This window comes from Lentzea sp. NPDC037011, from assembly GCF_055607425.1.
In genome coordinates, this window is the sequence record NZ_JBVJRT010000001.1 from 302,590 (window position 1) to 314,211 (window position 11,622).

General features: G+C 69.1%; 8 protein-coding genes. 2 read left to right on the forward strand and 6 right to left on the reverse strand.

From position 1 onward, the window contains the following. Positions 1-3: 3 nt before the first annotated feature. The 6 genes from ACZ7CH_RS01525 to ACZ7CH_RS01550 form a co-directional block, all read right to left on the reverse strand. The gene (locus ACZ7CH_RS01525) at positions 4-2,115 is read right to left on the reverse strand and encodes a pentapeptide repeat-containing protein (protein WP_458429891.1); all 2,112 of its coding nucleotides are present in this window, start codon (positions 2,113-2,115) and stop codon (positions 4-6) included. Positions 2,116-2,173: 58 nt separating this feature from the next. Further along, positions 2,174-2,935 carry an amino acid ABC transporter ATP-binding protein gene (locus tag ACZ7CH_RS01530; RefSeq protein ID WP_360394028.1) on the reverse strand — a complete coding sequence of 254 codons (762 nt, stop codon included), beginning with the start codon at positions 2,933-2,935 and terminating at the stop codon, positions 2,174-2,176. Further along, positions 2,932-3,729: an amino acid ABC transporter permease gene (locus tag ACZ7CH_RS01535; RefSeq protein WP_360394031.1), complete on the reverse strand. Its 798-nt coding sequence runs from the start codon at positions 3,727-3,729 to the stop codon at positions 2,932-2,934. The genes ACZ7CH_RS01530 and ACZ7CH_RS01535 overlap by 4 nt, the downstream gene beginning before the upstream one ends. A gap of 74 nt (positions 3,730-3,803) precedes the next feature. Next, positions 3,804-4,625, reverse strand: coding sequence for a transporter substrate-binding domain-containing protein (locus tag ACZ7CH_RS01540; RefSeq protein ID WP_360394033.1), 822 nt, complete (start codon positions 4,623-4,625; stop codon positions 3,804-3,806). 258 nt (positions 4,626-4,883) lie between these two features. Beyond that, positions 4,884-7,538 carry an MGH1-like glycoside hydrolase domain-containing protein gene (locus tag ACZ7CH_RS01545; protein WP_470372934.1) on the reverse strand — a complete coding sequence of 885 codons (2,655 nt, stop codon included), beginning with the start codon at positions 7,536-7,538 and terminating at the stop codon, positions 4,884-4,886. 79 nt (positions 7,539-7,617) lie between these two features. Beyond that, entirely contained in the window at positions 7,618-9,039 is a 1,422-nt protein-coding gene (locus ACZ7CH_RS01550) for a M20/M25/M40 family metallo-hydrolase (RefSeq protein ID WP_470372935.1), read from the reverse strand. A gap of 355 nt (positions 9,040-9,394) precedes the next feature. Here ACZ7CH_RS01550 and pdhA point away from each other — a divergent pair, with 355 nt between their 5' ends. Continuing rightward, complete coding sequence (gene pdhA, locus ACZ7CH_RS01555) at positions 9,395-10,591, forward strand: pyruvate dehydrogenase (acetyl-transferring) E1 component subunit alpha (RefSeq protein ID WP_360394044.1); 1,197 nt, start codon at positions 9,395-9,397, stop codon at positions 10,589-10,591. Further along, complete coding sequence (locus ACZ7CH_RS01560; protein ID WP_470369788.1) at positions 10,591-11,616, forward strand: alpha-ketoacid dehydrogenase subunit beta; 1,026 nt, start codon at positions 10,591-10,593, stop codon at positions 11,614-11,616. Before pdhA ends, ACZ7CH_RS01560 begins: the two co-directional genes overlap by 1 nt. The last annotated feature ends 6 nt before the right edge of the window (positions 11,617-11,622 follow it).

An 11,622-nucleotide genomic window follows, 5' to 3' on the forward strand; every position in this document is an offset into this window, starting at 1 on the left:
GGGTCAGCGCTTCAGCATCCGGGTGAGACCGGCGGCCACGGTCGTCGCCAGCACCCAGCCGGACACGATCAGGCCGGACGCGATCCACATCGACGTGCCCGGTGTCTGCCAGCGGTTCTTGTTGCCGAAGTCCACGATGGGCACGACCAGGTCGATCGTGTAGAGCCACGCGTTCCACGGCAGGTGGTCGTCCTCGTTGATCGGCACCAGCGGGCCCTTGTGCTGGAACCAGATGCTCCCGATCAGCCACGCGGTGATCAGCCACCCCAACGCGCGCGCCGGGCGGTAGCCGTAGCCGACCATCGAGCGCTGCAGGAAGCTCCACAGCAGCACCAGCGGCCCGAAGAACCGCATGCCCTCGGCGACCGCGCGGTACCGCAGGCGCTGCTTCTCGATCAGCACGGTGGAGGCGTGCTCCTCGTTGCCGGCCGCGGTCAGCATCTCCGCGAACTGGTCGTACGGGCGCGGGTGGTAGCTGCGCCGCATCGCGTGCCGCAGCCAGCGCAGCCGCTGCTCGACCTGGGCGTCGTCGCGCAGGTCGATCGGGTGGGCCAGCGAGTCGTAGCGGAAGTCGTCGAGGTCGATGAAACCGGTGGCGTTCCAGAAGTTCTCGTTGTCGTCCAACGAGTTGCAGCGCGCCTGCCGCAGCGTCACGAGACCCTTCGGCGGTGACACCACGTTCAGCATCAGCTCCTGGACCTGCATGCCCATGCCGTTCAACGCGTGGCTGTCGAGCTTGTAGCCGAGCACGCCGCCGTTGAAGTTCGCCATGCGGCCGATCACCGCGCGCCGGCACCGCACCCCGCCGTGCGCCACGAACTCCTTCTCGCCGCGCGCGCAGATGAGGTCGCGGCCGATGGTGGCACCGCCGATGTCCAGCGACGGCTTCTCCCGCGGCTGGTGGCGGTACTTGCCCGGCTTGGTCAACCGGCTGCCGCGCAGGTCGAGGTTCGCGCCCACGGTCACGGCGCGCAGCTCCAGCCCGCCGGAGACGTTCGACTCGCGGACCACGAAGTTGCTGCCCACCCGCGTCCGGTTCGCCAGCACGGCGTCCGCGAACGGGTTGTCCACAACGGCGCGTTCCACGGTGATGCTGCCGCGCACGTGCGTGTCGACCATCCGCAGCTGGCCCTGGATGTGCACGCCGCGGCCCACGACGTCACCGCCGATCTCCGCGCCGTCGACGTGCAACGCGCGCCCGGCGCCGGTCGGCTCGGTGCCGACGGCGGGGGGCGACACGGCGTCCAGCACGGCGTCGGCGAACGACAGCGTGCCGCCGATCTTCGCGTTCACCGCGCGGATCGTGCCCGCACTGGTGAAACCGCGGTCGAGCTCGACGTCACCGGACACGTCCACGCGGTCGAGGACCAGCGTCGCCGACGGGTCCGCGTGCGGGTCGGTGGTCTCGTCGAACTCCGCGCCGCGCGACAGCACCGCGCCGCGCAACGACAACGCCGAGCTGATCCGGGCGTTCGCGAGGAACACCACGCCGTGCGAGGTGAACGTGCCGAGGAAGTTGCCGCCGACCTGCACCCCGTTGCCGTTCAACGTGAACCCGTCGGCGTTGCTCAGCACCGCGCTGACGAGGTTGACGTTGCCGCCGATCCGCGCACCGGCGATCCGGATCTCGCCCTCGGTGCGGATGCCGAAGCCGAGCAACGCGCCGGCGAGCGTCACCCGGTCGGCGTGCACGCACAGCCCGCCGGGAACGCTGAACTCGCTGTCGCGCAACAGGACCGAGCCCGCGATGTCGGCGTCGGTCAGGTCGACGAGCCCGCCGACGCGACAGCCGAGCAGCGAGACGTCGTTGCTGCTGTGCAGGTTGCGCGCCTGCAGACCGGGCAGGTCGCAGTCGGTGAAGGAGATGCCGGCGAGGTTCGCCTGCCGCAGGTCCGGTGTCGCCTCGAACCGGCAGCGCTCGAACTCCAGCACGTACGGCACCTCGACCGCGCGCAGGTCGAGCACGCCGGTGACGACGTGGTCCACCACGCGGATGACGGGTGGGGTGCTCGGCTTGCGCCGCGGCAACCGCCACCCGCCACCGCCGGTGCTGTTCTCGTTCTCCCCCAGGCCGCGCAGTACGTCAGCCGCAGGGAGCCTCTTCTGCGTGGCCACCGCACCAGTGTGACCGGCCGCGCCGCGTTTCGAGGTCGATCACGAGGAACCGGCGCGGCTATGCGGACGGCCCCTGGTGCGTCGGGTCGAGCACGCGCGACAGGAACGACTTGGTGCGCTCCTCCTGCGGGTTGCCGATCACCTCGGCCGCCGGGCCCGCCTCGACGATGTAGCCGCCGTCCATGAAGATCACCTTGTCGGCGACCTCGCGGGCGAACTGCATCTCGTGCGTGACGACCAGCATGGTCATGCCCTCGTCGGCGAGCTGCCGCATGACGCCGAGCACGTCACCGACGAGCTCGGGGTCGAGCGCGGAGGTCGGCTCGTCGAACAGCATCACCTCTGGGTCCATCGACAGCGCGCGGGCGATCGCCACGCGCTGCTGCTGCCCGCCGGACAGCTCCGCGGGCATGGAGTTGGCCTTCTCCTTGAGCCCCACGCGTTCGAGGTTGCGCAACGCGATCTCGTTCGCCGCCTGCTCGCTGCGCTTGAGCACCTTGCGCTGCGCCACGGTCAGGTTGTTCATGACGTTGAGGTGCGCGAACAGGTTGAAGCCCTGGAAGACCATGCCGATCTTCGTGCGCGCGAGGTCGATGTCGACGTCCGGGTCGGTGAGCTCGACGCCGTTGACGACGATCCGGCCTCCCTGGGGCTCCTCCAGCAGGTTGATGCAGCGCAGCAACGTGGACTTGCCGGAACCGGACGGGCCGATGATGCAGACCACGTCACCGCGGTTGACCTGGAGGTCGATGTTCTTCAGGACCTCGAGCGGGCCGAACGACTTCTTCAGCCCGCTGATCTCGACACTGACGTCGCTCATACGACGGCCACCTTCTTCCCGCCGGAGCGCCGTTCCAGGTACCGCGACAGGTAGCCCAGCGGCAGCGTGATCACCAGGTAGGACAGGCCGACCACGAGGATCGGCGTCAGCGTGGGGCTGCGGCTGAGGAACTCGCGGCCGAACTTGAGCAGCTCGTAGTCGTCGCGCGCCAGGCCGATGACGTAGACCAGCGACGAGTCCTTGGTGAGCAGGATCAGCTCGTTGGTCAGCGGCGGCAGGATGATCCGGAACGCCTGCGGGATCACGATCGTGATCATCGCGCGGCCCCGCGACATGCCCAGCGAGCGCGCGGCCTCGACCTGGCCCTTCGGCACCGCCTGGATGCCGGCGCGGACCGTCTCCGCGATGTAGGCACCGCCGACGAGGCCGAGCGCCATCATCACGATCGAGTAGATGTCGAACTTCAGCTGGAACGCCAGCGGCACCGCGACGGTGAACGCGAGGAACACCAGCAGGGCGGGGACACCGCGGAAGAACTCGATGTAGACGGTGGCGATCCACCGGTACGGTGCCACCGACGAGAGCTTCATCAGTGCCAGCAGCAGGCCGAGCACCAACGCGAGCCCGAACCCGAACAGCGTGTAGATGACGGTGTTCTTGAACGCGACCGTGATGAGCTCGGGGAACATCGCCCCCGCGGTATCCACGTCGAAGAACGTGTGCGCGATCTCCGACCAGTTCGCGGTGAACGCCACCACCAGTGCGACCAGCACCAGCAGGCCGTACTGCGCGTACCTGAAGTATGTGGCGCGCTTTCGCTTGGACAGCGCCATGTGAGGCTCCTAGCGGATCGGTCCGGACGTGAGACGGGGTCGGCAGGTCCTCTGCCGACCCCGTGGGAAGCCGCTTACTTCGACGCCGGCTTCTTGCCGAACCACTTCTCGTAGATCTTGTCGTACTCGCCGCTGCTCTTCGCGTCCTTCAACACCTGGTTGACGACGTCGAGCAGGGCCTTGTTGTCCTTCTTGATGCCGATGCCGTACTTGTCGCCGGTCGGGAACTCCGTCGTCACCTCGGTGTCGGGGAACTCCTTGGCGTAGTCGTACAGCGGGCCGTTGTCGTTGATCGCGGCGTCGACGGACCCGGTGCGGACCGCCGTCTCCTGCAACGTCAGGTCCTCGAACTGCACGACCTCGTAGCCGTACTTCTCCTTGTTCTCGTTCGCGTAGATCTCACCGGTGGTGGACTGCTGCACGCCGAGCTTCTTGCCCTTCAGCGCGGCCAGGTCCTTGTAACCGGTGCCCTTCTTCACGAGCAGGGCCTGCTCGGCGTCGAAGTACGGGTCCGAGAAGTCGAGCGCCTTCTTGCGCTCGTCGGTGATCGTCATCGCCGCGGCGGCGACGTCGCAGTCGCCGACGTTGAGGCTCTGGCCGTTCTGGATGCCCTCGAACGCGGTGTCGAGGATCTCCTGCTGGACGTTCAGCTTCTTGGCCACCAGGTCGACGAGGTCGACGTCGAAGCCGATGGTCTTGTCGCCCTCGCTGTACTGGAAGGGCTTGTACGACAGGTGCGTGCAGGTGACGAGCTTGCCGTCCTTGACGAGCTTCACCCCGCTGTCGCTGCTGGTGCCGCCACCGCTGTTGGTGCTCGTCGCGCAGCCGGTCAGCGCGGTCAGCGCTAGGGCCGCTGCGGGCAGCAGGGCGAGCACGTGCCTGGTTCGACGAGCCACTGCGTCACTCCTCGTAACTGTTGCGGACGAGTGAACGGGATACTGCCACCCGGGTGACGTGGTGGACAGCACGTGCGTGTTACAGGCCACTCCGTTGCAACAATTTTGCGTGACATGGGCAAATCGGCCGCAGGATGTTGCGCAAATTGGCCTAGATCACACAACGTCTGCACGTATTGCACACGAATGGTGACGAACTGCGAGCGCGTCCTTGATCAGGATTTGATCACGGGGACCGCGGGTCGGTCCGGTTCCGCCTCAGCTGCTCCGTTCCGCGAGCAGCCCCGCCACCAGCGCCGTCCACCCCGTCTGGTGCGTCGCCCCGAGCCCTTCGCCCGTGTCGCCGTCGAAGTACTCGCTGAACGTCACGTGCCGCCGCCAAAGGGGTGACTCCGACGCCTCGATCCGCTTGCCGTCCGACGGCCGGCGCCCGTCGTGGTCGGGCAGGAACAGCCCGACCAGCCGGTCGCTCAGCTCGTCCGCGACCTGACCGGCCGTCATCGCCCGCCCGGAGTTCGTCGGCATCTCCACCTGGAACTCGCCGCGGTGGAACGCCTCGACCGTGCGCAGCGCCTCGACCAGCAGGGCGTTCGTGGGCAGCCAGACCGGGCCGCGCCAGTTCGAGTTGCCGCCGAACATCGGGGTGTGCGACTCGCCCGGCTCGTAGCCCATCCGGTGGTCCTGCCCGGCGACCTTGACCTCCAGGCCCTCGCGGTGCGCGGCGCTCAGCGACCGGATGCCGTGCGGCGAGAGGAACTCGTGCTCGTCGAGCATCCGGTGCAGCACCCGCCGCAGCCTGTGCTCGTCCAGCAACGACGCGAACGCGCCGCGCTCGTAGTGGAACGTGATGAACTGCCGCAGCTCCGGCCGCCGCTTGAGCAGGTGCTCCAGGCGTGACGTGAAGCCGTGCAGCTCCTCCAGCACCCACGGTTCCAGCACCGCGGACGCCAGCAGCGGGATCAGGCCCACCATCGACCGCACCCGCACCGGTTCGGACTCCACTGACCCGTCGTGGGCGCGCCGGGAGACCCGGTCGTAGCAGAAGCCGTCCTCGTCGTGCCAGATGCCGCTGCCCGACGACCCGAAGTGCGTGAACGCCTCCGCGATCGACAGGAAGTGCTCGACGAACTTGGTCGCCACGTCCTCGTACGACTCGTCGTCGCGCGCCAGCTCCAGCGCGATCTGCATGAGGTGCAGGCTGTAGGCGGCCATCCACGACGTGGCGTCGGACTGCTCCAGCCGCCACTCGCCGAGCATCGGCTCCGACCGGTTGACCGGGCCGATGTTGTCCATGCCGAGGAAGCCGCCCTCGAACAGGTAGCTGCCGCCGGCGTCCTTGCGGTTGACCCACCAGGAGAAGTTCAGCAGCAGCTTGTGGAAGACCTTGGCGAGGAACCCGCGGTCCCTGCTGCCGTCCGCGCGGTAGACCTGCAGCGCCGCCCACGCGTGCACGGGCGGGTTGACGTCGCCGAACTCCCACTCGTAGGCGGGGATCTGGCCGTTCGGGTGCATCATCCACTCGCGGCAGAACAGCAGCAGCTGCTCCTTCGCGAACGCCGGGTCGACCAGCGTGAACGGGATCGTGTGGAACGCGAGGTCCCACGCCGCGAACCAGGGGTACTCCCACTCGTCCGGCATCGAGATCACGTCGGCCACGTCGAGGTGCCGCCAGTGCACGTTGCGCGCCTCGGGGGTGCGCCGCGAGCTGGGCGCCTCGGGCTTCGTCGGGTCGCCGTCGAGCCAGTCGCGGGTGCGGAAGCGGTAGTGCTGCTTCGTCCACATCAGACCGGCGAGCGCGCGCCGCAGCACGTGCCTCTGCTCAGGCCCCGCCTCGGGCGCGATCGCGTCGTGGAACTCGTCGGCCTCCCGCCTGCGGGCGGCCATGGTCTCGGCGAAGCTCGGCCCGAACGGGTCCACGTGCCCGTCGCCGCCGGTCAGCCGCAGCCGCACCGTCACCGTCTCGCCCGGCTCCACCGGGTCGAACGAGTACCAGGCCGCGAACTTCGTGCCCGCCGCACCGGGGTCGTCCGGCCCCACGACCTGGCAGGCGCTGGTCGAGCCGCGCACCACGTACTCGCAGATGCCGTCCTTGGCCCACGGCGACGGGTTGCGCTCGGCCCCGAAGAGCGCCACCTCGTTGCTCTCGTTGTCCGTCATCAGCAACGACGGCGAGTCGTCCAGGTGCAGCGTGTACCGGCCGAGGTTGCCGTGGTCCGCGGTCACCTTGCGCCCGGTCGTGGTGCTCGCGACCAGCCGGCACGGCCGCCCGTCCCGCCCCCACGCCCAGGTGTTGCGGAACCACAGCTGCGGCAGCAGGTGCAGCGGCGCGTCCTCCGGCCCGCAGTTCGTGGCGCTGATCTCGACGCAGATGTCGTCGGTCTCCGCCTTCGCGTACGTGACCACGACGTCGAAGAACCGGTTCTCGTCGAGCACCCCGGTGTCGGACAGCTCCGGCTCCCGGTTCTCCCGCCCCGCGGTGCGCGCCATCTCCCTGAGCCGCTCGTACGGGTACTCGCGCTGCGGGTAGCGGTAGACCACCTGCATCCAGGAGTGGGTGGGCGTCCCGTCGGTCACCCACCAGTGCTCCTTGACGTCCTCGCCGTGGTTGCCCTCCTCGTTGGCGAGACCGAAGTACCGCTCCTTGAGGATCGGGTCCCTGCCGTTCCACAGCGCCAGGGCGAGGTTGAGGAACCCGTGCACGTCGCAGATGCCCGCGATGCCGTCCTCGCCCCACCGGTAGGCCCGCGAGCGGGCGTGGTCGAACGGGAACGACGCCCAGGCGTCACCGCCGGGCGAGTAGTCCTCGCGGACCGTGCCCCACTGCCGGCCGGAGAGGTACGGCCCCCACAGCCGCCACGGCGAAGTCGGTGTGCCCGACTCCGCGAGACGCGCCCGTTCCGCTTCTTCGCCCATCGACCCAGTGTGCGTCACGGGTCAGGACGATTGCTGGGGCCCGGGTGTGGTTTGGGTCGTACCTCACTGAAAGACCGGGTCAGGACCCCTGTGCCGCGTGCGCGTCCAGCACCAGCGCGACCGCCTCGGTGACCCTGGCCGCGTGCGCCAGGTGCAGCCACTCGTCCGGCACGTGGCAGTTCGAGTCCGGTCCGATCACGCCGGTGACCACGAACTGCGCCTCCGGGTACGCCTCGTGCAGCAGCCCCATGAACGGGATCGAGCCGCCCAGCGACACGGTCCGCCACGGTGCGCCGAAGACGTCCTTGCCCGCCTCGTCGAGCACGGCGGACAGCCACGGGGCCAGCTCGGGCGCGTTCCAGCCGTCGGCGGCCTCGACGCGGGAGAGCTCCACGGTCGCGTTGTAGGGCACGTCGGTGGTGAGCAGCGTGCGCACCGCCTCCAGCGCGGCCGCGGAGGACGCGGTCGGCGGCAGGCGGAACGACAGGACCAGCGAGGTGTACGGGCGCAGCACGTTGCCCGCGTCGTCGGGCAGCGGCAGGCCCTCGGCGCCGGTCACGGACAGGGTGGGCCGCCAACCGGAGTTCAGCGCGAGCTCGACCTCGTCCGGGGACATCGGCCGCAGGTCGCCGACGCGCGGGACCGGGTCCCACAGGGCGCCCGGTGCGGCCTCGACGGCCTCGCGGACCTCCGCCAGCCGGTGAGCGGGGATCTCGACGTGCATCTCCGGCACCAGGACCTCGCCGGTCTCGGAGTTCTCGATGCGGTCGAGCAGGGTGCGGGCGATCCGGAACGACGACGGCACGATGCCCGACGCCATGCCGGAGTGCAGGCCGCCCTCCAGCACCCGCACGGTGACCGTGACCTGCACCAACCCGCGCAGCGACGTGGTCAGCCACATGCGGTCGTAGTCGGAGCCGCCCGAGTCGAGGCAGACGACCAGCGACACGCGGCCCAGCCGGTCGGACAGGTGCTCCAGGTACGCCGGCAGATCGGGCGAACCGGACTCCTCGCCGGTCTCCAGCAGCACGACGCAACGGGCGTGCGAACCGCCCGACGCGCGCACGGCCTCGATTGCGGCAACTGCGGCATAACCGGAGTAACCGTCATCGGCAGCGCCGCGCCCGTAGAGACGTCCGTCACGCAGCACGGGGGTCCAGGGGCCGAGTCCTTCGCCCCACCCGCCCACCGGGGGCTGCTTGTCGAGGTGTCCGTAGAGCAACACCGTGTCGTCGCCGGAGTTGCCGGCGGCCGGCACGTCGACCACGAGCAGCGGCGTGCGTCCCGCCAGTTGGACGACCTCCAGGGTCGCGCCGGGCAGGTTTCGCGAGGCGATCCACGCGCGCACGTGGTCGATGGCGGCGGCCAGTTCGCCGTGTTCCTCCCACGCCGGGTCGAAGGCGGGGGAAACGGCAGGCACGGCCACGAGCCGAGACAGGCTCGGGACGATCTCGGAGTCCCAGAGCGTCCGGACGGTGCTGGTCACAACGGAGCGGTCCACCTCTCGATCCTGTCACGACTCCGCCTCTGCCCGCGTCGTCAGACTCTTACCAGGAGGCCCGCACAGAAGTTAACGATCGGTAACCGGGACAGTGGCGTCCGGTAGTCGGACGGCCTACTCGGAGGACAAAAGGTCGAACCTCCGACTGTTGTCGCTGATCAGAACGTTGACTCGTGTGTTACGAAGTGGGACGGGTCTCACCAACTCGGGTGAGGCCGTGTCAGGATGTGGTCGTAAGCCACCGTCACCGTCGACGGCTGCCTCCGGCCCCACAGGGCTGGCGGCGACCGCCGACGTCGCCGCACGAGGTCGTCACGAGCGATCGGGCGGTCGGAGAAGACAGAGGAGAAGGCGCATGTCGTCCCCTGAGCAATGGACGCACCCTGAGCCGGACGCAGCGCCGGCCGCCACTGCCGCGAAACCGACGGCGGAACAGGTGATCGCGGGCTTGCGAGCGACCGACGAGGGCGGCGCCGACCTGGTGCAGCTCCTCACCCCCGAGGGCGAGCGGGTCGAGCACCCCGACTTCGACATCGACATCTCGGCGGAGGAGCTGCGCGGCCTGTACCGCGACATGGTCCTGATCCGCCGCGTCGACCGCGAGGCGAACGCGTTGCAGCGCAAGGGCCAGCTCGGCATCTGGGTGCCGCTGCTGGGCCAGGAGGCCGCGCAGATCGGTGCCGGCCGCGCGATGCGCCCGACCGACATGGCCTTCCCGAGCTACCGCGAGCACGGCATCGCATGGACCCGCGGGATCAACCCGACGGAGCTGCTCGGCATCTTCCGCGGCACCGACCAGGGCACCTGGGACCCGGTCGAGAAGCGCTTCCACCCGTACACGATCGTCATCGGCAACCAGGTCCTCAACGCGGCCGGGTACGCGATGGGCCAGAAGTTCGACGGCAAGGTCGGCGACGACGAGGGAGAAGCCACCATGTGCTTCTTCGGCGACGGCGCGACCAGCCAGGGTGACGTGCACGAGGGCTTCGTGTGGGCCGCGGTCTACGACGCGCCGCTGGTCTTCTTCTGCCAGAACAACCAGTGGGCCATCTCCGAGCCCACCGAGCGCCAGTCGCGCCTGCCGCTGTACCAGCGCGCCCGCGGCTACGGCTTCCCCGGCATCCGGGTCGACGGCAACGACGTGCTGGCCACGCTCGCCGTGACGAAGTGGGCGCTCGACGAGTGCCGCCACGGCAACGGCCCGATCCTGATCGAGGCGTTCACCTACCGGATGGACGCGCACACCACCTCCGACGACCCGACCCGCTACCGGCTGTCGGACGAGCTGGAGATGTGGAAGCTCAAGGACCCGATCGAACGGGTCAAGGTCTACCTCGTGAAGCAGCAGTGGGCCGACAGCGCGTTCTTCGAGGGCGTCGAGGCGGACGCCGACAAGCTCGGCGAGGAGCTGCGGGAGTTCTGCACGAACATGCCCGACCCGCCGGCTGAACGGATCTTCAGCAACGTCTACGCGGAGGGGAACCCCAACCTCGACGCGCAGCGCGATGAGTTCCTCGACTACGTCTCGGGTTTTGCTGGAGGTGAGCACTGATGGCTGCTCCGACGATGGACCGCTCCACCGCTGCCGCCCCGGCGACCCCGGTGCAGACGCTCACGATCTCGAAGGCGCTCAACATGGGCCTGCGGGCGGCCATGGAGGCCAACCCCAAGGTCATCATGATGGGCGAGGACATCGGCAAGCTCGGTGGCGTCTTCCGCATCACCGACGGCCTGCAGAAGGACTTCGGTGAGCAGCGCGTGCTGGACACGCCGCTCGCGGAGTCCGGCATCATCGGCACCGCCGTGGGCCTCGCGATCCGCGGCTACCGCCCGGTGTGCGAGATCCAGTTCGACGGCTTCATCTTCCCCGGCTTCGACCAGATCGTGTCGCAGGTCGCGAAGCTGCACTACCGCACGCAGGGCAAGATCAAGATGCCCATCGTGATCCGCGTGCCGTTCGGTGGCGGCATCGGTGCGGTCGAGCACCACTCGGAGTCCCCGGAGTCGTACTTCGCGCACACCGCCGGCCTCAAGGTCGTCTCGTGCTCGAACCCGGCCGACGCGTACTGGATGATCCAGCAGGCGATCGACTGCGACGACCCGGTGCTGTTCTTCGAGCCGAAGCGCCGCTACTACGAGAAGGGCGAGGTCGACACCACGACCCAGCCCGGCAAGCTGTTCGAGTCGCGCGTGCTGCGTCCCGGCACGGACGCCACGCTGGTCGCCTACGGCCCGATGGTCCGCACCTCGCTCGACGCCGCCAACGCGGCCGCCGAGGACGGCACGTCGCTGGAGGTCATCGACCTGCGCACGCTGTCGCCGCTCGACCTGGAGCCGGTGTTCGAGTCGGTGCGCCGCACCGGCCGGCTGGTCGTCGTGTCCGAGGCGCCGTCCGAGTCCTCGATCGCCAGCGAGATTGCGGCCAAGGTCCAGCAGGAGTGCTTCTACTCCCTGCAGGCACCGGTGCTGCGGGTGACCGGTTTCGACACCCCGTACCCGCCGTCGAAGCTCGAGGAGGAGTTCCTCCCCGACCTCGACCGGGTGCTGCACGCCGTCGACCGCTCTCTCGCCTGGTAAGGGGAC